Raw genomic sequence first — 22,670 nt, 5'->3', positions numbered from 1 at the left:
AACGGGTTTTTCGAGGATGCGTCAAGCATGATTTCAAAAAATATTTAACTATTACCGTCGCTTACGATCCAAACCTGGCCCCGCCGGGATTATTCGGCGGGTGGAACGTAGCCTTCGGCCTTGGCGTATTCCTCGCCGGAAAAGAACTTGTCCATCTCGCCCTGGAGGAACTTGCGATCCTCGGGATTCATCATGTTCAGGCGCTTTTCGTTGATCAACAGGGTTTGGTGCTTCTGCCAGTCGGCCCAGGCCTTCTGGGATACGTGGTCGAAGATATCCTGGCCTTTGGCGCCCGGATAGGGAAGGCGCTCCAGGCCCGGCAGTTGTTCGTGGTACTTACGGCACATCACGGTGCGGGTCATTGCAACTCTCCTGCATTCAATACGTCGGCTGCACGTTTGAGCAGCTTTTTCACCGGGGCGGCAAGGCCCAGGCGCGGTGGGGTGGCGAGGTTATACCAGAGCCAGTCCGCCTCGGCCACGTGATGGGCGGACTCTTCGACCCGCACCAGCCACGGCTCGATGGCCAATTGGAAGTGGCTGAAGGTGTGGGTCAGGCTCGGCAGTTCCTGCGGGCGCCCAAGCTCCAGCGAGTGTTGCAGGGCAAGATGCGGTAGGTCGTCGAGGTCGTCCAGTTCCGGCAGGCTCCATAAGCCGCCCCAGAGACCGCTGGAAGGCCTGCGATAAAGCAGGATGGCGCCTTCGCGGTTGGCCAGCAGCGGCATCAAGGTGCGCTTTTGTGGCACGCTCTTGCGCGGTTTGGGAATCGGGTAGCGGCTCTCCAGGCCGTGCTTGTGCGCTTGGCAGCCATTTTCCAGCGGGCACAGCAGGCAACTGGGCTTGGTGCGGGTGCAGAGTGTGGCCCCCAGGTCCATCATCGCCTGGGTGTAGTTGTTCACTCGGGCGTGGGGCGTGAAGCGCTCGGCGTTGGCCCAAAGTTGCCTGGCCACCTTCGGCTCGCCGGGATAGCCCTCCTGGGCCGTATAGCGTGCCAGCACCCGCTTGACGTTGCCGTCGAGGATCGGCGCGCGCAGGCCCATGCTGATGCTGGCGACGGCACCGGCGGTGGACAGGCCGATACCCGGCAGTTGGATGAGCTTCTCGACATCCCGTGGGAACTCGCCGCCATAGTCGGCCATGATGATCTTCGCGGTCTTGTGCAGGTTGCGCGCACGGGTGTAGTAGCCCAGCCCGGTCCACAAGTGCAGTACTTCGTCTTCCGGTGCGCGGGCCAGGGCCTCGACTGTCGGCAGGGAGGCCATGAATCGATCGAAGTAGTTCAGCACGGTGCTGACCTGGGTCTGCTGCAACATAATTTCCGACACCCACACCCGGTAGGGCGTGATGCCCTGTTGCCACGGCAGGTCATGGCGCCCGTGACGGTCGTACCAGTCCAGTACCGCCGTTGAAAACTGCTCGGCTCTCATCGCTTGAACAGCCCCTTGAGCGCGTTTTTCAGTTCAGGGCTGACCTTGTCGCCGAGCTTCTCGTCGATCTTCTCGCTCAGTTTGTTGCCGGCCACGCGTGCGGCCACCTGGCCGAGAGCGTCTTTGTCGATGCGACAGGCCTTGGCGCCCAGCTCCAGCGGACCACGGCAACGCAGCGGCCACTCGATCCCGGCGAATTTCTCGCCGACCTGGCAGGCCGGGTCCGGCATGTCGCTCTTGTCGCCTTCGACGACGATGCCGACACGGTAGTCCATACCCAGTACGCGCAGGTCGATGTCACCGTTGCCGTTGACGGCCAGACCGGGGATGCGCACTTTCATGTCGGGGTTGCTGGCAACGCCGTTGCGTATCGTCAGGCTGCCCTTGAGCTCCTGGAACGGAGTGTCCTTGCCACGCGGCTCACTGCTCAGGGCCTTGCGGTTGAGCAGGGCGATGCCGCTGCACAGTTGCTGTTCCAGATTGGCATTGAGCAACACGCCGTCGTTGAGGACAAAGCTGGCGGTGCCGTTGAGGCTGTCGATCAGGGCCTTCTCGCTGTTGCCGGTGCCGCTCAGGTCGCTGCCGAGGGTCAGGGCGCCCTTGATCGGAGGTTTCTGCCCGAGCGCTTGCAGCACACGCTCGACCGGCACCTTGTTCAGCCGCGTTTGCAGGTTCAGGCGTGGCTGATCATTGCGTACATCGAGGCTGCCCTTGGTGTCGAAACCGCCGTTGTAGAGATCGCCCCGCAGGCTGGCGAGGGTCAGCAGGCCGCCCTGGCCGGTGGCCTTGAGGGCAGCGTTGTCGATTGGCAGTTTTTTCAAGATCAACTGGTCGAAGTTCAGGTCCGCGTCTACATCCAAGCTACGCAGACGCTCGATAGGCAGCAGCTTGTCAGTGCTCCAGGCGCCTTTAGTCGGCGCCTCGGGCAGTGGCGTGGTGCCGGAAACGGCATTGGCTTCGCTGCTTATGACTTCGGCCTGACGGACTTTCGCGGCGCTGTCGGCTTGCGCTGACTTGGGTGGCAGATAGCGGTCGGCGTCGAATGTGTCGGCCTTGAGCCGCACGCGCAGAGACTGCTTGGCGAAGTCATCGACGGCGATCCGCCCACTGATACTGCTGTCGTCGAGTTTCAGGTTGATGTTGTCCAGCGCCAGGCTGGTCGGCGTGCCGTTCAGTCGGGTCACCAGCTCGACCTTGCTCAGGCTGCCATCGGCCATCGGTGGCAGTGGTTGGCCGACGCTGTCGAGGAATTTCATCAGGTCGAATTGAGCAATCGACAGACCGCCGTTGATCTGCGGTGTCTTGTCGAGGTCATTGGCTTTCAGTTCGCCGATGGCGCGTAACTGGTTCACCGATAACTTGAGGTTGGTCCATTCGGCGACGTTCGCCGCCATATCCGCCAGCAATTGCCCCTGGACCGAGAAAGTCACGCTCTTGCCCTGCAACGGCTCGCCAGAGGCTTCGCCGCTCAGGCGCATGTCGGCGAGCTGGTAGCGCTTGAGTGTGCGATCGAAACGCAGCTCGCCGTTGAGTTCAGTCTTGGCTCGCAGCACCGGTTGGTTGGTGCCGAAGAAGGCCGTCAGTTTCACCGAGATGTCCTTGCCCTCATGGACCGGGCCGGTGCTTAGCTGGATGCTTTCCGAGGTGATCTGGCGTCCGCTCTTCTCATCGTTGAATTCGACCCGGGCGTTGTTCACGGTCAGGCTGTCGATATCCAGACGAATCGGCTGCGAAGGTTTTTCCGCTTCGCGATGGCCGGCCACCTCGGGTGTGTCGGCGCTCTGGCCAGGCGCGCCGGTCACTGTCGCGCCCGGCAGTGGGCGGCCGATGTCCTCCCAATTGCCGTGGCCGTCTTTGTCGCGGTTGAGCATCAGGTTCAGGCCTTCGATGCGCACGTCGCTCATCTGCACTTCGCGGCGTAGCAGCGGCAGTACGCGGACCGACAGGCCAAGCATCTGCAGGTCGGCGAACGGCTGGGTCGGATTGGCCAGGGTTGCCACGCTGGCATCATGGAGTTCCAGGCCCAGCCACGGGAACAGACTCCAGCCGATGTCGCCATTGAGGGTGAGCTCAATGTGGGCCTTGTCGCGGGCCATCTGGCGAATCTCGTTTTTGTAGTCGTTGGGATCGAACCAGTGGGTGAGGGCGAAGCCCAGCGCCACGATGATCAGCAACAACCCGAGAAGTACCAGACCCAGGATTTTGCCGAACGCTTTCATGGGCGAGTCCTTGTAGTCAGTCGAGTATGAAGTTAGCTCGCAAGTATAACGTTACGGACAGATGGCAGGGCAGGGATACTATCGACGGAGTGTTCAGAAGCAAATGGAGCTTGGCTATCGGCCCCTGGGGTCTGGAGATGGGCTGCGGGAGCGGCTCGGCCGCTGGTGGCGAGGTCATTGGCAACGTTTTGCGAGCAGACTCTATGGTTGCCCTGTGACGGTGGGTAATTTTTCGCACGCATAATTCAGACAGGCGCCTAGCAGGCGCTCTGTAAGGTTTCCATGCTGTTGTATGACAAAAGATGATATCAATTTGGTTTTTCTGCCTCGATCAAGTGCTAATCTTTCGTCGTTCGTCAGCCCTTCTGCGACGTATTGTCGCGTTTCTGAGCTTTTACTCAACAAAACGACCATGCCTGTGTGCACTGTCAGAGGTCGGAGTGAAGTGTTGCTGTCGAATCATTATTTCAATGGGGGGGGAAACATCATGAGCATTAGCACCACGGCCGGCAGGCTGGCTACCGAGCCAGCATTCCTGTCAAAAGAACGTATCATCGCCAAGCCAGGTTTTAATCGCTGGCTGGTCCCACCGGCCGCCCTGGCCATTCACCTGTGCATCGGCATGGCCTATGGCTTCTCGGTGTTTTGGTTGCCGCTGTCCAAGGCTCTGGGCATCACCGCGCCGGTCGCTTGCGCGCCGGACATGAGCTTTGTCGCACAGGTGTTCTCCTCGCAATGTGACTGGCCGATCTCGATGCTTGGCTGGATCTACACGCTATTTTTCATCTTTCTCGGCTGCTCGGCGGCAATCTGGGGCGGCTGGCTGGAACATGCCGGGCCGCGCAAGGCTGGTGTGGTGTCTGGATTGTGTTGGTGCGGTGGCCTGCTGATTTCGGCTCTGGGCATCTATACCCACCAGATCTGGCTGATGTGGATCGGCTCCGGGGTGATCGGTGGTATCGGATTGGGCTTGGGCTATATTTCGCCGGTGTCGACCCTGATCAAGTGGTTCCCGGACAAGCGTGGCATGGCGACCGGTATGGCGATCATGGGCTTCGGTGGTGGCGCGATGGTCGGTGCTCCGCTGGCGGCGGCGCTGATGGGGCATTTCGCTTCGCCGACCAGTGTCGGGGTATGGCAGAGCTTCGTGGTGATGGCGGTGATCTACTTCATCTTCATGCTCGGCGGTGCGCTGTCGTACCGCGTACCACCGACCGGCTGGCAGCCCGAAGGCTGGACCGCGCCGGTGAAGAAGACGAGCAATGCGATGATCACCCATCGTCACGTGCATGTGAACGTGGCCTGGAAGACCCCGCAATTTCGCCTGGTGTGGTTGGTGCTGTGCCTGAACGTTTCCGCCGGTATCGGTATCCTCGGCATGGCTTCGCCCCTGTTGCAGGAAGTCTTCGCCGGTAAATTGCTCGGCAACGGCCTGACCTTCGGTCAACTGGATGCGGCGCAACTGGGCCAGATCGCGGCCATCGCCGCCGGCTTCACCGGTCTGCTGAGCCTGTTCAACATCGGTGGCCGCTTCTTCTGGGCCTCGTTCTCGGATTATATCGGCCGCAAGGCGACGTACTTCGTGTTCTTTGCCCTGGGCTTTGCGCTCTATGCGTCGGTCCCGAGCCTCGGCCATTTGGGTAGCATCGCCCTGTTCGTGGCGGCCTTCTGCGTGATCTTGTCGATGTACGGCGGTGGCTTCTCCACGGTTCCGGCGTATCTGGCCGACCTGTTCGGCACCCAGATGGTCGGCGCGATCCACGGTCGTCTGCTGACTGCCTGGGCTGCGGCCGGGGTGCTCGGTCCTGTGCTGGTGAACTACCTGCGTGAGTATCAACTGAGTGTCGGCGTGGCACGCGCCGACGCCTATGACATCACGCTATATATCCTCGCCGGCCTGTTGGTGCTGGGTTTTATCTGTAACCTGCTGGTGCGTCCGGTGGCTGACAAGTACTTCATGACCGACGCCGAACTGGCCGCCGAGCAGGCGTTGGGCCATGATCAGGGCGCCGATAGCAGCACGGTGCTGGAGTGGAAAGCCTCTGCTGGCAGCAAACCGATGGTGGTGGCAGCCTGGCTGGTGGTGGGCATACCGTTGGCGTGGGGCGTGTGGGCGACTCTGCAGAAGACGGCGGTACTGTTCCACTAAATCAGCGATCCCCCGTGGGTCCGGCTTGTATGAGCCGGGCCCGTGCGTGCTGCAGACGCCTGGATGGCTCAGGCACACCGAGGTGATTTTGTCGCGGGTCGGCGCACCACCTTGGCGCGCCCACTTGTACAGGCATGTCTATCCTCGCCACCCCGCGCTTCAACTCGTCAGTCTTATCCCCGCCGATGTTTCTGTTTAGCGCCCGCGCCCCTATAATGGCTGCCTTTTTCGCCCAATGATTTTGCGGAGCTGGTGATGGCCGAACGTAAGGCGTCCGTCGAGCGCGACACTCTGGAAACCCAGATCAAAGCCTCGATCAACCTGGATGGCACCGGAAAGGCCCGATTTGATATCGGCGTACCTTTTCTTGAACACATGCTCGACCAGATCGCCCGTCACGGGCTGATCGACCTGGATATCGAGTGCAAGGGCGATTTGCATATCGACGACCATCACACGGTGGAAGATGTCGGTATCACCCTGGGCCAGGCCTTCGCCAAAGCCATCGGCGACAAGAAAGGTATCCGTCGCTACGGTCACGCCTATGTGCCGCTGGATGAAGCGCTGTCGCGGGTGGTCATCGACTTTTCCGGCCGTCCCGGCTTGCAGATGCACGTGCCCTATACCCGTGCCACTGTCGGCGGTTTTGATGTTGATCTGTTCCAGGAGTTTTTCCAGGGCTTCGTCAACCACGCGCTGGTCAGCCTGCATATCGACAATCTGCGTGGCAGCAACACCCACCACCAGATCGAAACCGTGTTCAAGGCTTTCGGGCGCGCCCTGCGCATGGCCGTCGAACTCGACGAACGCATGGCTGGGCAAATGCCATCGACCAAGGGCGTCCTGTAATGCAGACGGTCGCGGTTATCGATTACGGCATGGGCAACTTGCACTCGGTGGCCAAGGCCCTCGAACACGTAGGTGCCGGCAAGGTGCTGATCACCAGCGATGCCAGCGTGATTCGCGAAGCTGATCGGGTGGTATTCCCCGGCGTTGGCGCGATTCGCGACTGCATGGCCGAGATCCGTCGCCTGGGTTTCGACACACTGGTGCGCGAAGTCAGCCTGGACCGTCCGTTCCTCGGCATCTGCGTGGGCATGCAGGCTTTGCTCGAACACAGTGAAGAGAACGGTGGCGTCGACTGCATTGGCCTGTTTCCCGGTCAGGTGAAGTTCTTCGGCAAGGACCTGCACGAAGAGGGCGAGCACCTGAAAGTCCCGCACATGGGTTGGAACGAGGTGAAACAGGCGGTGGATCACCCGCTGTGGCACAACATTGCGGATCTGGCGCGGTTCTACTTCGTACACAGCTACTACATCAGCGCCGGCAACCCTCGGCAGGTGGTGGGCAGCGGTCGCTACGGCGTCGACTTCGCCGCGGCGCTGGCCGAAGGCTCGCGTTTCGCCGTGCAGTTCCACCCGGAGAAGAGCCATACCCATGGTCTGCAACTGCTGCAGAACTTCGCGGCCTGGGATGGGCGCTGGTAAATGACGCGCCCCAAAACCAAGCCGCCGATCCTGACCCTCACTCCCGAACAGGAGAGTGAGGCCAGCCAGAAGATCAAACGCTTTATGGAAGATCGCTTCGAACTGAACCTGGGCTCGTTCGAAGCGACTGAAATCCTCGATCTGTTTACCCGCGAAATTGCGCCGCACTATTACAACAGGGCGATTTTCGATGTGCAGAGCCACCTTAAGGAAAGGTTCGAGAGCATCGAAAGCGACTTGTGGGCACTCGAGAAAAACTGATTTCCGAGTGAAGCTGAAAAACGACTTTAAGGTTTGCCAGATGCTGATTATTCCCGCTATCGATCTCAAAGACGGTGCCTGTGTGCGTCTGCGCCAGGGCCGCATGGAAGACTCCACGGTGTTCTCCGATGACCCGGTGAGCATGGCCGCCAAGTGGGTAGAGGGTGGCTGCCGACGCCTGCATCTGGTCGACTTGAACGGCGCCTTCGAAGGCCAGCCGGTCAACGGCGAGGTAGTGACCGCGATCGCCCGGCGTTACCCACACTTGCCGATCCAGATTGGCGGCGGCATCCGTTCGCTGGAAACCATCGAGCATTACGTGAAAGCTGGTGTTAGCTACGTGATTATCGGCACCAAGGCCGTCAAGCAACCGGAGTTTGTCGCCGAGGCCTGCCGTGCGTTTCCTGGCAAGGTGATTGTCGGCCTGGATGCCAAAGACGGTTTTGTCGCCACCGACGGCTGGGCTGAAGTCAGCTCGGTGCAGGTGATCGACCTGGCCAGGCGTTTCGAGGCCGATGGCGTCAGCGCCATCGTTTATACCGATATCGCCAAGGACGGCATGATGCAGGGCTGCAACGTGCCCTTCACCGCAGCCCTGGCCGCAGCGACCAGGATTCCAGTGATCGCTTCCGGCGGTATCCACAACCTGGGCGATATCAAGGCCCTGTTGGACGCCAAGGCACCGGGCATCATCGGCGCGATTACTGGCCGGGCGATCTACGAAGGCACTCTCGATGTTGCCGAGGCGCAAGCCTTCTGCGATTCGTACACAGGCTGAGGACTGACCATGGCGCTGGCCAAACGCATCATCCCTTGCCTGGACGTCGACAACGGTCGCGTGGTCAAGGGTGTCAAGTTCGAAAACATCCGCGATGCCGGCGATCCGGTGGAAATCGCCCGGCGCTACGATGAGCAGGGTGCCGACGAGATCACTTTTCTCGATATCACTGCCAGCGTCGACGGTCGTGACACCACGCTACATACTGTCGAACGCATGGCCAGCCAGGTGTTTATCCCGCTGACCGTGGGCGGTGGCGTGCGCACCGTGCAGGACATTCGTAACCTGCTCAATGCCGGGGCCGACAAGGTTTCGATCAATACGGCGGCAGTGTTCAACCCCGAGTTCGTTGGTGAGGCGGCGCAGCATTTCGGCTCGCAATGCATCGTCGTCGCCATCGATGCGAAGAAGGTCTCATTGCCGGGCGAAACTCCACGCTGGGAAATTTTCACCCACGGCGGACGCAAGCCCACCGGGCTCGATGCGGTGGAGTGGGCTTTGAAGATGGAAGGCCTGGGCGCCGGCGAAATCCTGCTGACCAGCATGGATCAGGACGGCATGAAAAACGGTTTCGACCTCGGCGTGACCCGTGCTATCAGCGATGCCCTGGGCATTCCGGTGATCGCCTCCGGCGGCGTTGGCAATCTCCAGCATCTGGCCGATGGGGTTCTCGAAGGCCATGCCAGTGCCGTATTGGCGGCGAGTATCTTCCACTTCGGCGAGTACACGGTGCCGGAAGCCAAGGCCTATATGGCCCAGCGCGGAATCGTCGTTCGCTAGCTTTCAACGCGTAATAATCGTGGAGCCCAGGCCATCAGTTCTCGGGTTTCACCCGTGCGCCTCTTTACCTGAGCCTCGACAACCAGGTGCCCGGCGCGACCGTTGCCCGCGCCGGTCGGCGTTCGATCAGCCGCGCCGCGAAGGTACGGTGGATCTGGTTTTTCGCTGCCAGCGTAGGGTTGATTAGCGCGGCCTGAGGATATCGGTCCTGACTGGCGAGACCTGGTTGGCCTGGTCATAAGAGCGTGTGCAGAGCTTGATCGGCTCCCGGTACACCGAGAACAGTTCCTTGTATTGCCCGTTGGGCAATTCGTCGATGCGCACGTTGATCGTCTTGGTCAGGGTTTTGACAATGGGCGGGAGGTTAGGGGCGACGGTCGGCAGGATATCTTCCTCCTCCTCCTCTTCCTGCGGTGGGGGAATCTCCACGAAGCCGGTGTTGTTCCGGCAGTCCGTTGAGTGGGCAGGGCCGTATTTGTATTCATAGCGGGCATAGAACGGCGGGTAGTGCTGCCAGGTGACGGCGTAGGCGCCTAGCAGCGTCCTGTCCAGCTCGATACTCATGTCCGGCGATCTCGCCGGCCCCGGCTCCGCCAGCTCGACAGCCAGGGTCAGGGCACCTTTCATCCGCGCCGGGGTGTGTTGCTGGGTTTGCGTCTCCATCCCCAGGATGCAGAGCATATGGAGACCGGTTTGCGGGCCGATGGGCAGATCAATCGTGGCGTTGTTGCCAGGGGTGACCGGGCCGTAGCCTGCCGGGTCTTCGCAGTCAGTCGCCCGGCGGACAGTCTTGAAGCGGTAGAACGGCGTGCTGAGACTGAAGGGCGCTTTCCAGTTGGGGATCAGGTCGGTATTGCCGTTGGGTCGCGTGACAAAGTATTGCTGGAGCGGCTGTGGGTTTGCAAAACGGATCGAGGTTGTCGGATACAGGTCGCACCTTTGCGGATCGGTCGTCAATCGACCTGCGACAAAGCACTTGTTCAGAAAGGCCAGCGAGCTTCCATAGTTGGTAGCGGGCTGCCAGTCGGGGTGGCCCCAGGTGATTTCGCAGGGTGATCCTGCCAGGCACTGTTTTTCTTCGCGTGTGCCATGGGTGGTGGTGGCGATAATCCCCAACAGCTCTCCGGTTTGCCTGTCCAGCAAGGGACCGCCGAAGCTTCCCGTCGTGATACCACGGCAGCGGTTTTTCATGGTCGAGCGCCAGACCCAGGGCTGTTCAAGGATTTCCACGCTCGCCAGATGAGTGCAGGCGGACACTCGCAGCGTCGCCCATTCAGGTACGCCGAGCGCCAATATATCGCTCTTTGGGCGAGGCTTGGCGGCGGCTAGCTTCACTGGCTCGATACCCTCGGCGAGCAACGCGGCCAGGGGTTTTTCCAGCTCGATAATGGCCAGGTCCATGCCGAGGCTGCTGCTCCAGGCCAGGGTTTTGAGTCGATAGAGTTTCAGTTGCTCAATGCTGTCAGCGAAGGAGTTGAAAGCTACTGTGCCAACGATGGGGCGGTCCTTCTGGATCTCCCGGTTGTCTGTGTGCAGGCAGCGGCTGCTGGTGACGATATAGGCCGGCGCATCGGCACGGGTATCGGGCGTGCGGGTGTCCAGGAGGGTGGCGGTACAGAGTGCCTGGGTCTGGGTCCTGATGCGGCCGATGCCGCTCCATTTGCTGAAGCCTCCATCGACATTCTCCACGAAAGCGGGGGGCGGTATCCCGTAGGCGCTGTGAGGCTCTATCCGAGCCTGGAGGTTGAGGGGCAGGAAAAGCAGCGCGGGATAAAGGAGGTTTTTCAGTGTGTCGTTCATGTCGGCTCAGTCAAGTTCGTGAGCACTGAACTTACTGGCGTGGTTGGAACGGGTGTGTATGGATAGATATCAGCGATAAACGCCTTGCTTGCCGTGGGCTTCGCTCGCCTGGTTGCCGCGCAGGGCGATCATCGACTTGATATCGATCCAATCGATTCCCTGTTCCTTGAGCTTGGGCAGTTCGCGCTCCAGCACCGCCAGGGTCTGCGGATACGGATGGCCGATGACGACGACTGTGCCCTGTTGGCGGGCCAGCCTGATGGCGGTTGTCAACTGGGCGGCGATGGCCGGCTCAGTACGTTCGTTGTCGAGGAACACATCCCGTGACACGCTCGCCAGGCCGACCTTCTGCGCTTGGGCCGCGGCGACGGTGCGGGCGCTGGTACGGCTATCGACAAAAAACTTGTTGCGTCGCTGCAGTTCGCCCATCAACCAGACCATGGCCGGCGGTTCGGCGGTCATGCGGCTGCCCTCGTGATTATTCACGCCGCTGGTATAGGGCACGGCCTTGAAGGCAGCCGCCAGGCGCTTTTGCAACTCCTCCAGGGGCAGTTCGGGATGCCAGGCGAAGGGGCCAGTGGCCGGATCCATGGGCATGTGCAGCATGACGATCTTGCCGGCTTGGTGTGCTTCGCGGGCAAACTCGGCTGCATGCGGGGTGTCGGGCATGATCGCTGGAGTGACCGGGCCAGGCAGGGCGAGCACGCGCCGGTCCCGGGGCAGGTTCTGCCCCAGGTCGTCGATGATCAGCGTGAGATAGGCCTTCGGTGCTGTCGGCGAATCGACCGGCGTGGCGTGCGCAACGCCGATCAGGCAGGCGAATAGGACGGGCAGTGACCAGCGCGGCATCTCAATTGCCGCGGGTGACGCTCAGGCCCTTGAGCAGGCTCAGGGCTTGTCCCAGTTGATAGTCGTCGTCCTGCAGGCGAGCCTTATCTTTGAGGGGCTTGACGCTGGGTTTGTCGGCACCGCCGTTGCCGTTGCCCAAGTGGCCTTGCAGATCGGCTTCCTTGAACGTTTCGTCATCCTGGGCACCCGTGACCTTGGCCTGACGCACTTCGATGTCCGGTACGATGCCCTGGGCCTGGATCGAGCGTCCATTGGGGGTGAAGTACAGTGCGGTGGTGATCTTCAGCGCGCGGTCATTGCTCAGCGGCAGCACGGTCTGGACCGAGCCCTTGCCGAAGCTGGTGGTGCCCATCAAGACGGCACGTTTTTGGTCCTGCAGGGCACCGGCGACGATTTCCGAGGCCGAGGCGCTGCCGCCGTTGATCAGTGTCACCATCGGTACGCCTTCGCTTTGGTCGTGGCCGGTGGCCGAGAAGCGCAGCTCGGAGTTGGCGATACGGCCCTTGGTGTAGACGATCAGGCCCTTGGTGATGAAGTGATCGACCACTTCGACGGCCGCCTGCAGCACGCCGCCCGGATTGTTGCGCAGGTCGAGGACAATGCCGTTGAGCTTCTTGCCATTTTCCTTGCGCAGCGCCGCCAGGGCCTTGGAGACCTCTTCGCCGGTCTTGACCTGGAATTGGGTGATACGGATATAGCCGTAGCCGTTTTCCAGCAACTGGCTACGCACGCTCTTGGTGCGGATGATGGCGCGGGTCAGGGTCACATCGAATGGCACGCCGCCGTTGCGCAGGAGGGTCAGGGTGATCTTCTGGCCGACCTTGCCACGCATCTTGTCGACGGCTTCGCTCATGGTCTGGCCACGGGTCGGCTGGCCATTGATCTTGACGATCAGGTCGCCGGCTTCGATGCCGGCCTTGGACGCCGGGGTGTCGTCGATCGGCGAGACGACCTTGACGATGCCCTCTTCGCCGGCACCGACTTCGATGCCCAGGCCGCCGAACTCGCCGCTGGTGTCTTCCTGTAACTGGGCGAAATCCTCCGGGCCCAGGTAGGCGGAGTGTGGATCGAGGTTGCTGAGCATGCCCTTGATGGCATTCTCCAGCAGAGTCTTGTCGTCCACCGGTTCGACATAGGCGGCTTTGATCCGGTCCATGACCTCGGCGAAAGTGCGCAGTTCGTCGAGCGGCAGCGGGGCCTTGGCGGTGACAACAGGAGCGACCGCTGGCGCGGGTTGCGCAGCGAACGCTTGGGGCGCACCGATCACAAGGGCGATCGTCAGGGCCAGCGAGGTGAGGCGGGACAAATGCAGCATGTCGAACGAACTCCTAAAATAAGGTACGGCGTCTATCCTTGCGCGCGACACCATTGTGCTGGATCACTCGGGTGACCCTGCTGACGTATAGCGAAATACAACGCAGGCGCGTCCTGACCGCCACTATTGCCTACGGTAGAGATCGACTCACCAGCCTTTACCACATCGCCCGCTGATTTAAGCAGCGTCTGGTTGTGGCCGTATAAACTCAGGTAGCCGTTGCCATGATCGAGAATCACCAGCAGGCCGGCACCTCGCAGCCAGTCGGCGAACACCACGCGGCCACCGTGCACGGCGTGCACCTGGCTGCCGGCGGCGGCGCCGATCATTACGCCGTCCCATTTGGTACGGGCGTCATCGCCGCGGTTTTCTCCGAAGCGTGCCAGCAGTCGACCATCAACGGGCCATGGCAGTTTGCCGCGTGCTGAAGCAAAAGGGCCGCCGAACGACTCCCCCGCGCTGGAAACCAGCGGGCCGGGCGTGGACCGGGGCGGTTTACGCGGGCTGTCGTCGTCCTTGCTGGCCAGTGCCTCGGCCTCGCGCTGGCGTTTTTTTTCCGCTTCCTGCTGGGCGAGCAGTGCTTTTTGGCGCGCCTCTTGTGCCTCGCGGGCCTGGCGTGCCAGGGTCTCTTCGATGGTTTTCAGGACTTTTGACAGGTCGGCCTGATCCTGTTCGCGGCTGGCCAGCTTCTGGTCGCGGGCCTTCACGTCCTCGTTGAGCTTGGCCAGAGCGGCCTGGCGTTCCTTGCGAACCTTGTCCAGTTCGTCGCGCCGGCTGTCGAGGCTGCTTTTCTGCACCAGCAATTGCGCCTGGCGCAGATTGATGTCGGTTTCGACATTGGCCAGTTGACGCAAGGTTTCGTTGAAGTTCTTCAGCTGCTCCAGGCGGGCCTGGCTCAGATAGTCGTAATAGGTCAGGGTGCGGGCGAATTTTTCCGGGTTCTGCTGATTGAGCAGCAGCTTGAGGTATTCCTGGCGACCGCCCTGGTACGCGGCGCGAGCCTGGATGGCAATCAGTCGTTGTTGTTCAGTGCGCGCGCTTTGGAGTTTTTTTTTCTCTCCATCGAGCCGCTGCAGTTCGCTTTCGCTCTTCTTCAACTCTTCGCGCAGGGTGTCGACCTGCTTTTCCAGCTTGCCCATCTCGGTTTCAGTGCCGCGCAGGTCTTTCTGCACGCCAGATTTTTCTTCCTGCAGCTTACCCAGCAGCTTCTTCAGTTCGGCAATGTCCTGACGCGTTGCGTCCAACTGTTGTTGGGTTTGCGCCCGCTCGTCGGCAAACGCCGGTTGAAGCAGGCAGGTCAGAGCTAGGGCGATAAGGGCGCGAAGCATGGGGCGGGCGACACCTGGGAACGGGATGGCCTAGTATGCCCGCCACGCGCTGCAAAAAAAACGTCCAAAAGCGTTTGCTTTCAGGCGTTTCTGATAAAGAGGTCGGCCGACAATCTATTGTCGGCCTGATTTCTTGGCTTTTAGCAGTCCGTCAGGATCGATGTACCGGTCATCTCTACTGGTTGTTGCAGGTCCAGAAGCTTGAGCATGGTCGGTGCGACGTCGGCCAATACCCCGCCTTCGCGGACCTTCAGCGCGCGCTTGCCGACATAGATGAAAGGTACTGGCTCGCTGGTATGCGCCGTGTGGGCCTGGCCGGTGGATTCGTCTTCCATCTGCTCGGCATTGCCATGGTCGGCGGTGATCAGCGCTTCGCCGCCGACCTTTTCCAGCGCCTCGATGATACGTCCTACACACAAATCCAGGCATTCCACTGCCTTGACGGCCGCATCGAACACCCCGCTATGACCCACCATGTCGCCGTTGGCGTAGTTGACCACGATCACGTCATAGCGCTGCTGCTCGATGGCCTCGACGATCTTGTCCGTGACTTGCGGCGCACTCATTTCCGGTTGCAGGTCGTAGGTGGCAACTTTTGGCGAGGGGATCAGGATGCGCTCTTCGCCTGGGAAGGGTTCTTCCCGACCGCCGGAGAAGAAAAAAGTCACGTGGGCGTATTTTTCTGTCTCGGCGATGCGCAGCTGAGTCTTACCGTTTTTCGCCAGGTAGTCGCCCAGGACGTTTTCCAGGCTGCCTGGGGCGAAGGCCGAAGGCGCGGCAATGCTGGCCGCGTATTGGGTCAGCATGATGAAACCGGCCAGTTCGGGCTGGCGGGCGCGCTCGAAGTCCTTGAAGCCATCCTCGACGAACACCCGGGTCAGCTCACGGGCGCGGTCGGCGCGGAAGTTCATGAAAACCACCGCGTCGCCGTCTTCGACGCGGACTTTTTCGCCGATACTGGTGGCCTTGACGAATTCATCGCTTTCGCCGCGCTCATAGGCGGCTTGCAGGCCGTCCTGGGCGGTAGCGGCCTGGAATTGGGCCTGGCCGTCGACGATCAGGTTGTAGGCCTGGGCCACGCGGTCCCAGCGGTTGTCACGGTCCATGGCGAAATAACGCCCCACCAGGCTGGCGATACGACCCCTGCCGAGGGTGCGGAAGGTTTCATCCAGCAGCTCGATGGACGACCGGGCGCTTTTCGGCGGGGTGTCGCGACCGTCGAGGAAGGCGTGCAGGTAGATCTTCTGGGCGCCGCGCTTGAACGCCAGCTCGGCCATGGCGACCAGGTGGTCCTGATGGCTGTGCACGCCGCCGTCGGACAGCAGGCCAAGGATATGTACCGCCTTGTCGGCGGCCACGGCCTTGTCCACGGCGGTGCACAGGGCCGGGTTGGCGAAGAATTCGCCGTCGCGGATGGCCTTGGTGATGCGGGTGAAGTCCTGGTACACCACTCGGCCGGCGCCGAGGTTCATGTGGCCCACTTCCGAGTTGCCCATCTGCCCGTCCGGTAGGCCAACATCCATGCCGGAGCCTGAGATCAGGCCGTTGGGCATGGTCGCTACGAGGCGATCGAGTACCGGTTTCTTCGCCGAATAGATGGCATTGTAGTCATGGTTCTCGCTGTGACCGAAGCCATCCAGGATGATCAGGACCAAAGGTTTAGGCGTGGTAGTCATAGATCCCACTCGTGGCTGGATTGAAAGGACATGGAAAAAGAGTCGCAGTTTAAAGCCAAGTTCAAACACAGTCACCGCCGGGCGGGGTTTGGCCCACCTTGAGGGCTGTGTATACTGGTCGACATTTTAACGCCCTGGAACCTCCTGATGGTTGCTCACCTGATTGAATTTGCCTCAAGCCACTATTTGTTAGTCGGTGCCTTCGTGCTGTTGCTAGCATTGCTGATTGCTCATGAAATGAGCCGTGGAGGCGCCAGCCTCAGTACTGGCCAGCTAACCGCGCTGGTCAACAAAGACCAGGGCGTGGTCATTGATCTGCGGCCCAGCAAGGATTTTGCCGCCGGTCACATCGTCGGCGCGCTGAATATTCCACAGGATAAGTTGATGGCGCGTATCGGCGAACTGGAAAAGCACAAGGCCAAGACCCTGATTCTGGTCGACGTTCAGGGCCAGCATTCCGGGAGTCATGCTCGCGAATTGCTCAAGTCCGGGTTCATCGCGGCCAAACTATCCGGCGGTATTTCCAGTTGGAAAGCCGACAATCTTCCATTGGTGAAATGATATGACTCAGGTTGTCGTCTACTCCAGTGAATATTGCCCTTACTGCGCACGCGCCAAGCATCTGTTGGCGAGTAAGCAGGTTGACTTCCAAGAGATCAAGGTCGATGGCAAGCCGCAGGTGCGTGCGCAAATGATCAAAAAGGCCGGGCGCACGTCCGTGCCGCAGATCTGGATCGGCAGCAAACACATCGGTGGTTGCGACGACCTGTTCGCTCTTGAGCGCGCCGGTAAACTGGACGCGCTGCTCAACGCCTGACTCTGAAACCCTAAAGACCTGAAGATCAAGAAGGATCTGCGATGACTGACCAACAGAACACTGCTGCCAGCGAAGACCAAGACAACCCGCAATTCTCCCTGCAGCGCATCTATGTGCGTGATCTGTCCTTCGAAGCCCCGAAAAGCCCGGCGATCTTCCGTCAGCAGTGGGAGCCCAGCGTCGGCCTGGATTTGAACACCCGCCAGAAAGCTCTGGAAGGCGATTTCCACGAAGTGGTGCTGACTCTGTCGGTGACGGTCAAGAACGGCGAAGAAGTTGCCTTTATCGCCGAAGTTCAGCAGGCAGGCATCTTCCTGATCAAGAACCTCGACGCCGCTTCCATGAGCCACACCTTGGGCGCGTTCTGCCCCAACATCCTGTTCCCGTATGCTCGTGAGACTCTGGACAGCCTGGTGACCCGTGGTTCGTTCCCGGCGCTGATGCTCGCCCCGGTCAACTTCGATGCCCTGTACGCGCAAGAGTTGCAGCGCCTGCAGGAAGAAGGCTCGCAGACCGTTCAATAAGGTCGAACCTGTAGGCGCCGCGTGGTGGCATCTACAAAGAAAAAAGCGCCATTGCCGGCGCTTTTTTTATTCAGGCGAAACCTAACTGGCGCCACCCTTCGTAAACCGCCACCGCCACGGTGTTCGACAGATTCAAGCTACGGCAGCCTTCTCGCATCGGTAGGCGCAGGCGTTGCTCGCCGGGCAACACATCGAGCACCTCAGCCGGCAATCCGCGACTTTCCGGGCCGAAGAGAAAGGCATCGCCCTCGGCGAATCGAGCGTCGTGGAACAGCCGCGAGCCCTTGGTGGTGAAGGCGAATAGCCGTGGCCGCCCGAGGCTTTCCAGGCAACTGGCCAGGTCCGGGTGGATCTTGAGCGTGGCGTACTCGTGATAATCGAGGCCGGCACGGCGCAGGCGCTTATCATCCATTTCGAACCCGATGGGCTCGATCAAATGCAGGTGGCAGCCGCTGTTGGCGCACAGCCTGATAATGTTGCCGGTATTCGGCGGAATTTCCGGTTGAAAAAGGATGACGTGAAACATGCACGGCTCCAAAGGTGAAGATGGGCAGCATTCTACCCCCGAAGAGGACCCGCGACCGAAGCTATTGCCGCGGGTACTGGGATCGTTGGCGATTGTCGGCCTGATGGTGGGGTTGATGATCGGTCGCCTTAGCGCTCCTGAGCCACTGGTGTTGCAGCAGGTCGAGGCGCAGGCCGATACGCTGACACTGTGGTTCAGTGCCGAACCGAAGGTTCATGGCGAGCAGGTCGATGGCGTTGTGGCGCTGTTGTTCGATGCCGAGGGCAAGGCACAAAGTGGCCGCCTGACGGTCGCCGGCAAGGACGCCAATTGGCGGGTGCGCTTGAGTGACAAGGGAATGTTGGTGACGCTGCTAGCTGCGCGTCCCCTGCAGGGCGAGTGGGTCGGTGCGAAGGTCGATGGACGCTGGAGGTTGGTGGTTAAGCTGCGAGAGAAATAGCCGAGGGAACCTGCGGCCTGCCGGCACCTAGTGGCCTGTGCAGTGAGTTCGTTAGCTCACGTTCGGATGCCAGAAGTTCATGGCCAAGGCGCTGTGACGAGTCATAGCAGGACTATGGTGAGGAACAGCAACGCCGGCCAGGGGCTTGTGGCGCCGAAATTGACTCATAGAACTCACCACACAGGCCACTAGGTTCCCAACAAGCCCTCTGCTGGCTTCGCCGGGCTCGTGGCTTGAGGGTTGGGGCTTGCCGCGTTTAGCTTTCGTCGTCGTCCGTGCCCTCGACGCGCATGCCTAGCTCCTTGATCTTGCGAGTCAAGGTGTTGCGGCCCCAGCCCAGCAAGACAGCGGCGTCGCGGCGCCGGCCGGCAGTGTGCTTGAGGGTGGTTTCGATCATGATCCGCTCGAAACTCGGCACGGCGCTGTCCAACAGGTTCGACTGGCCTCGCGCAAGGGCCTGGTCCGCCCACTGGCGCAAGGCCTGTTCCCAGTGGCTGACTGGAATTTCATCCTGTGGCAGGTTCAACAGTTCCGGTGGCAGGTCGCCGATATGCACTTCGCGACCGGAGGCCATGACCGTGATCCAGCGGCAGGTGTTTTCCAGTTGGCGCACGTTGCCAGGCCACGGCAGGGTCTTCAGATATTGCTCGGTTTGCGCTTTCAGCAGTTTCGGCTCGACCGACAGTTCCTGTGCCGCGCGGGCGAGGAAGTGCCTGGCCAGGGTCGGGATGTCCTCGCGACGATCCGACAGGCGCGGAATATGGATGCGAATCACGTTCAGTCGGTGAAACAGGTCTTCGCGGAATTTTCCGGCGTGAACCAGGGCTTCCAGATGCTGGTGGGTGGCTGCGATAATTCGCACGTCGACCTTGACTGGCGTGTGACCGCCCACCCGGTAGAACTCGCCGTCGGCCAGGACCCGCAGCAGGCGGGTCTGGGTGTCAGCCGGCATATCGCCGATTTCATCCAGAAACAGAGTTCCGCCGTCGGCCTGTTCGAAGCGTCCACGACGCAGGTTGGCGGCGCCGGTGAAGGCGCCTTTTTCATGGCCGAACAGTTCCGACTCCATCAGGTCCTTGGGGATGGCCGCCATGTTCAGGGCGATGAACGGCGATGCGGCCCGTGGGCTGTGACGGTGCAGGGCGTGGGCGACCAGTTCCTTGCCAGTGCCGGACTCGCCATTGATCAGCACGGTGATATTGGACTGGCTGAGGCGCCCGATGGCGCGAAACACCTCCTGCATCGCCGGAGCTTCGCCGATGATTTCCGGGGTGCGGGTCGGTGTTGGTGACACCTCCAGGCCTTGCTGCTCCTGGGCATGCTGGTTGGCGCGCTTGACCAGCGACACCGCCTCATCGACGTCGAACGGCTTGGGCAGATATTCGAAGGCTCCGCCCTGGTAGGACGCCACGGCACTGTCGAGGTCGGAGTGGGCGGTCATGATGATCACCGGCAAACGCGGGTGCTGCTCGCGAATCCGTGCCAGCAGGTCCAAGCCGTTGGTGCCAGGCATGCGGATGTCGGAAATGATCACGTCCGGCTGCTGGCGGGCCAGGCGACTCATTACGCCGTCGGCGCTGTCGAAGCTCTGGGTGGTCATGCCCTCCTGTTGCAAGGCTTTTTCCAGGACCCAGCGAATAGAACGGTCGTCATCGACGATCCACACGGTTTCACTACGGCTCATGTCGATGCGACTCCTTGTTCCAGAGGCAGGAAGATCGAGAAGGTGGTGTGGCCAGGATGGCTCTCACACTCGATCAGGCCCTGGTGTTGGCTGATGATGTTCTGGGTTATGGCCAGGCCCAGTCCGGTACCGTCCGGACGGCCGCTGACCATTGGGTAGAAGATGGTGTCCTGAAGTTCGGCGGGAATGCCCGGACCGTTGTCGATGATCTCGATCTTGGTCACCAGGCGATGGCGGACATGGCCGATGGTGAATTGGCGGATGGCACGGGTGCGCAAGCTGATACGGCCCAGGCGCAGCTCGTTCTGGCTGCTGATAGCTTGCATGGCGTTGCGCACGATATTGAGCACGGCCTGGATCATCTGTTCACGGTCGATCAAGACGTCGGGGAGGCTCGGGTCGTAGTCGCGCACCAGCGTGACGCAGCCCTGGCTTTCGGCTTCCACCAGGCTACTGACGCGTTCCAGGACTTCATGGACATTGGTCATGGCCAGCGATGGCAGCTTGTTCGAGCCAAGCATGCGGTCCACCAGGTTTCGCAGGCGATCGGCTTCCTCGATGATGACGTTGGTGTAGTCCTTGAGGCTTTCTTCCGGCAGTTCGCGGGCCAGCAACTGGGCGGCACCGCGAATCCCGCCGAGAGGGTTCTTGATCTCGTGGGCCAGGCCGCGCACCAACATCTTGGTGGTTTCCTGCTTGGACAGTTGGGCCTCTTCCTTGGTGATGCGCAGCAGGCGATCACGGGGGTGGACTTCCAGCAGGAGCAGGGTTTGACCCTGGCTGAGGATCGGTGTCACAGCATAGTCGACGGTCAGCGTCTGGCCGGTCAATGCCGTCAGCATGGCTTCGCGCTTGGTGAACGGGTGTGCCTGCTCGACGGCCTGGCGTAGGGAGTTCAAGGCTTCGGTCGATTCAGTGAACAGCTCGCTGATGAATTGACCATGGCTGCGCTGGCCGCTGATGGCGAGCAACATTTCGGCCGCCGGGTTCATGTACTCAAGGCGCAGTTGGGCATTGAGCAGGATGGTGGCGGTGGTCAGGTTGTCGAGTAACAGTCTGTGCAAGGCATCGCTGATGGTCATGGGGACCTCTTTTGGAGCATGGCAAACGGGATCGGTGCCGATTTGCGCGCACGAACAAGGCGTCGATAGAAGCAAAATGCAAAAACCAAACCAAGGCTGCAAAAAAGCGGCGTGAATTGTCTGAAATAGGCGTTTCGGGCTCGATTGAGTAGCGCTGCGCCAGTCGCGACGGGTATTTTCGAACCAAAATGCGATTCGGGTCGGGTAGGTGTGCAGTTTAGTGCACCAACATGGTGCTTTGCTGGCGTGTGATTATAGAAATGGCGGAAGGCTGGCTGGCGCGACGCACACCTGTGAAAAGTCGAATCATGAACAGCTCAAGGGGTATGCACCCGTTGGACGGTGAACGCCACGGTAGGGCTTTGCTGGACGAGTTGCTCGCCTTCGAGCGCTTGTACGCTGAGCGTGTGATCGCCACGGTCGACGTTCACCAGTTGCAGGCGTGGGACATTGCTGGATTGGCCATAGGGATTGCCGTCGAGCACCAGTCGCAGCAGATGTTGGCGCTGTAGTCGCGGCTCCATTTTCACGCCGACGGTAAAGGTCCCGTTGTTGGCGCGCAGGGCTTGCTGGGTAGGGACGTCCGTCAGTTCAAACACGCTGTAGGGCGCGATGTTTGCCTGGGCTTTTGCCGGCTGCGTGGCTGCGGATTGCGCAGCGGCCGGTTGGGCCGGTTTCTGTAGCTCGACGCTGTTGAGCGGCGGCAATTCCACGGCGCGGGCGGCGCTGCCTGCGGGCGGCTGGTTGCTGTAGGCGGTATTGCCGTTCGCATCGGTGTATTGATAGATCTGCGCCGATACGGGCAGCGTGAAGGCCAGCAGCAGGTAGAGCAGAGGTCGACCCATGGAGACTCCCGATGATGGTCCTGGTCGGGGCGCATGGTTTAGCTGCGTCCTGTGATCAGCATAGAGCACAACTCCAGGCCTTTTCACCGTGGATTCTGGCACAGCTCACCCGTGGCGCGAATCAGTGCCAGGTCGTGGAGAGTGTCCGAGGTCAGGGTTTGGCGGGCCTGGATTAGCCAGGCTGGGCATTGTGGGTCCTGCCGGTAAGGGGCGAAGGCTGCATAGTGTTGCAACAATCTGGCCTGTAACCGATCCAGCGCCGGGCGGATCTGCGTGACCAGGTCGGGCCTGGGGATGACCGGTGCTTTGCCGGCTGCTCGCCATTTAGCCAATAGTGCGTACTGCACCAGTTTATTGGCTTCGATCTGCGCCGCGACAAACTCACCGATGTCTTCGGGCTGGATCTTATAGGTCGCTGCCTGCTGCCGGGCATTGGCGATCACCTGCTGTTCGCGCGAGCTGTCCTGGATCGGCTTGGCGCTGTCCCATTTGGTCAATGCTACCTGCTCGGCGATGTTCAGGCGCTCGCTGATGGCCCGCAGCAGGGGCGGCAGGGCATCGGGAGCTTTCGCGGGGGCAGGAGCGGCAAGGACGTTGGCGCCCAGGAGGCTGGCGAGCAGCAGGCTCACAATACGGTAGTTCGGCAACATGGCGGGCTTCGACTTTTTCGGCGGCGGATGCAGGC

Annotated in this window: 23 protein-coding genes; 10 read left to right on the top strand and 13 right to left on the bottom strand. The window is 60.9% G+C overall.

Features of this window, described 5'->3' with window-relative positions; all coding sequences use genetic code 11:
- Window positions 1–89: 89 nt before the first annotated feature.
- Genes AWM79_RS15135 through AWM79_RS15125 form a run of 3 tightly spaced genes read right to left on the bottom strand, consistent with a single transcriptional unit; the run spans window position 90 to window position 3,645 of the window.
- The gene (locus AWM79_RS15135) at window positions 90–362 is read right to left on the bottom strand and encodes an oxidative damage protection protein (protein ID WP_017132505.1); all 273 of its coding nucleotides are present in this window, start codon (window positions 360–362) and stop codon (window positions 90–92) included.
- Window positions 359–1,426: an A/G-specific adenine glycosylase gene (gene mutY / locus AWM79_RS15130; protein WP_017132504.1), complete on the bottom strand. Its 1,068-nt coding sequence runs from the start codon at window positions 1,424–1,426 to the stop codon at window positions 359–361. The genes AWM79_RS15135 and mutY overlap by 4 nt, the downstream gene beginning before the upstream one ends.
- Window positions 1,423–3,645, bottom strand: coding sequence for an AsmA family protein (locus tag AWM79_RS15125; protein ID WP_060783164.1), 2,223 nt, complete (start codon window positions 3,643–3,645; stop codon window positions 1,423–1,425). The genes mutY and AWM79_RS15125 overlap by 4 nt, the downstream gene beginning before the upstream one ends.
- Window positions 3,646–4,132: 487 nt before the next feature.
- Between AWM79_RS15125 and AWM79_RS15115 the strand changes: the two genes are divergently transcribed.
- The 6 genes from AWM79_RS15115 (at window position 4,133) to hisF (ending at window position 9,100) form a co-directional block, all read left to right on the top strand.
- Window positions 4,133–5,794, top strand: a complete 1,662-nt coding sequence (locus AWM79_RS15115) for an OFA family MFS transporter (RefSeq protein WP_017132501.1) — start codon at window positions 4,133–4,135, stop codon at window positions 5,792–5,794.
- A gap of 255 nt (window positions 5,795–6,049) precedes the next feature.
- Complete coding sequence (gene hisB / locus AWM79_RS15110) at window positions 6,050–6,643, top strand: imidazoleglycerol-phosphate dehydratase HisB (protein WP_017132500.1); 594 nt, start codon at window positions 6,050–6,052, stop codon at window positions 6,641–6,643.
- Window positions 6,643–7,281 (top strand): imidazole glycerol phosphate synthase subunit HisH, encoded by a 639-nt coding sequence (gene hisH, locus AWM79_RS15105; RefSeq protein ID WP_017132499.1) that lies wholly within the window; start codon window positions 6,643–6,645, stop codon window positions 7,279–7,281. Before hisB ends, hisH begins: the two co-directional genes overlap by 1 nt.
- Window positions 7,282–7,542 carry a DUF2164 domain-containing protein gene (locus AWM79_RS15100; RefSeq protein WP_017132498.1) on the top strand — a complete coding sequence of 87 codons (261 nt, stop codon included), beginning with the start codon at window positions 7,282–7,284 and terminating at the stop codon, window positions 7,540–7,542. It begins immediately after the preceding gene.
- Between the two features lie 40 nt (window positions 7,543–7,582).
- Entirely contained in the window at window positions 7,583–8,320 is a 738-nt protein-coding gene (gene hisA / locus AWM79_RS15095; RefSeq protein ID WP_026013232.1) for a 1-(5-phosphoribosyl)-5-[(5-phosphoribosylamino)methylideneamino]imidazole-4-carboxamide isomerase, read from the top strand.
- A 9-nt stretch (window positions 8,321–8,329) separates the two neighbouring features.
- Window positions 8,330–9,100: an imidazole glycerol phosphate synthase subunit HisF gene (gene hisF, locus AWM79_RS15090; RefSeq protein ID WP_017132496.1), complete on the top strand. Its 771-nt coding sequence runs from the start codon at window positions 8,330–8,332 to the stop codon at window positions 9,098–9,100.
- Between the two features lie 183 nt (window positions 9,101–9,283).
- Here the strand turns inward: hisF and AWM79_RS15085 are convergent, their stop codons facing one another.
- The 5 genes from AWM79_RS15085 to gpmI all read right to left on the bottom strand — a co-directional run bounded on the left by AWM79_RS15085 (window position 9,284) and on the right by gpmI (window position 16,068).
- The gene (locus tag AWM79_RS15085) at window positions 9,284–10,900 is read right to left on the bottom strand and encodes a trypsin-like peptidase domain-containing protein (protein ID WP_017132495.1); all 1,617 of its coding nucleotides are present in this window, start codon (window positions 10,898–10,900) and stop codon (window positions 9,284–9,286) included.
- Between the two features lie 69 nt (window positions 10,901–10,969).
- Window positions 10,970–11,749 carry a divergent polysaccharide deacetylase family protein gene (locus AWM79_RS15080; protein WP_060783162.1) on the bottom strand — a complete coding sequence of 260 codons (780 nt, stop codon included), beginning with the start codon at window positions 11,747–11,749 and terminating at the stop codon, window positions 10,970–10,972.
- Window position 11,750: 1 nt separating this feature from the next.
- Window positions 11,751–13,064: a S41 family peptidase gene (locus AWM79_RS15075; protein ID WP_017132493.1), complete on the bottom strand. Its 1,314-nt coding sequence runs from the start codon at window positions 13,062–13,064 to the stop codon at window positions 11,751–11,753.
- A 32-nt stretch (window positions 13,065–13,096) separates the two neighbouring features.
- On the bottom strand, window positions 13,097–14,392 hold the full coding sequence (locus tag AWM79_RS15070; protein ID WP_017132492.1) for a murein hydrolase activator EnvC family protein: 1,296 nt from the start codon (window positions 14,390–14,392) through the stop codon (window positions 13,097–13,099).
- A 140-nt stretch (window positions 14,393–14,532) separates the two neighbouring features.
- Complete coding sequence (gene gpmI / locus AWM79_RS15065; RefSeq protein WP_017132491.1) at window positions 14,533–16,068, bottom strand: 2,3-bisphosphoglycerate-independent phosphoglycerate mutase; 1,536 nt, start codon at window positions 16,066–16,068, stop codon at window positions 14,533–14,535.
- Between the two features lie 147 nt (window positions 16,069–16,215).
- Between gpmI and AWM79_RS15060 the strand changes: the two genes are divergently transcribed.
- From AWM79_RS15060 to secB, 3 genes are read left to right on the top strand one after another with little or no spacing between them, the layout of a single operon-like run.
- Window positions 16,216–16,629: a rhodanese-like domain-containing protein gene (locus AWM79_RS15060; RefSeq protein WP_017132490.1), complete on the top strand. Its 414-nt coding sequence runs from the start codon at window positions 16,216–16,218 to the stop codon at window positions 16,627–16,629.
- 1 nt (window position 16,630) lies between these two features.
- Window positions 16,631–16,885, top strand: coding sequence for a glutaredoxin 3 (gene grxC, locus AWM79_RS15055; RefSeq protein WP_017132489.1), 255 nt, complete (start codon window positions 16,631–16,633; stop codon window positions 16,883–16,885).
- A 41-nt stretch (window positions 16,886–16,926) separates the two neighbouring features.
- The gene (gene secB, locus AWM79_RS15050) at window positions 16,927–17,409 is read left to right on the top strand and encodes a protein-export chaperone SecB (protein ID WP_017132488.1); all 483 of its coding nucleotides are present in this window, start codon (window positions 16,927–16,929) and stop codon (window positions 17,407–17,409) included.
- A gap of 70 nt (window positions 17,410–17,479) precedes the next feature.
- On the opposite strand, the gene AWM79_RS15045 is transcribed toward secB, so the two are convergent.
- Window positions 17,480–17,935, bottom strand: coding sequence for a tRNA (cytidine(34)-2'-O)-methyltransferase (locus AWM79_RS15045; protein ID WP_017132487.1), 456 nt, complete (start codon window positions 17,933–17,935; stop codon window positions 17,480–17,482).
- Here AWM79_RS15045 and AWM79_RS15040 point away from each other — a divergent pair.
- Window positions 17,934–18,374 (top strand): hypothetical protein, encoded by a 441-nt coding sequence (locus AWM79_RS15040; RefSeq protein ID WP_017132486.1) that lies wholly within the window; start codon window positions 17,934–17,936, stop codon window positions 18,372–18,374. The genes AWM79_RS15045 and AWM79_RS15040 overlap by 2 nt on opposite strands.
- Window positions 18,375–18,630: 256 nt before the next feature.
- On the opposite strand, the gene ntrC is transcribed toward AWM79_RS15040, so the two are convergent.
- The 4 genes from ntrC to AWM79_RS15020 form a co-directional block, all read right to left on the bottom strand.
- On the bottom strand, window positions 18,631–20,058 hold the full coding sequence (ntrC, locus tag AWM79_RS15035) for a nitrogen regulation protein NR(I) (RefSeq protein ID WP_017132485.1): 1,428 nt from the start codon (window positions 20,056–20,058) through the stop codon (window positions 18,631–18,633).
- Entirely contained in the window at window positions 20,055–21,140 is a 1,086-nt protein-coding gene (gene glnL / locus AWM79_RS15030; protein ID WP_017132484.1) for a nitrogen regulation protein NR(II), read from the bottom strand. Before glnL ends, ntrC begins: the two co-directional genes overlap by 4 nt.
- Window positions 21,141–21,457: 317 nt before the next feature.
- Window positions 21,458–21,985 (bottom strand): DUF4124 domain-containing protein, encoded by a 528-nt coding sequence (locus AWM79_RS15025; RefSeq protein WP_017132483.1) that lies wholly within the window; start codon window positions 21,983–21,985, stop codon window positions 21,458–21,460.
- A gap of 83 nt (window positions 21,986–22,068) precedes the next feature.
- Entirely contained in the window at window positions 22,069–22,635 is a 567-nt protein-coding gene (locus tag AWM79_RS15020) for a chorismate mutase (RefSeq protein ID WP_017132482.1), read from the bottom strand.
- Window positions 22,636–22,670 lie beyond the last annotated feature (35 nt).

Origin of the sequence: Pseudomonas agarici (assembly GCF_001543125.1) — a bacterium.
GTDB classification, from domain to species: Bacteria; Pseudomonadota; Gammaproteobacteria; order Pseudomonadales; family Pseudomonadaceae; genus Aquipseudomonas; species Aquipseudomonas agarici.
Note: the sequence above shows the minus strand (reverse complement) of the source record. Positions and strands in the feature narration are given on the sequence as shown.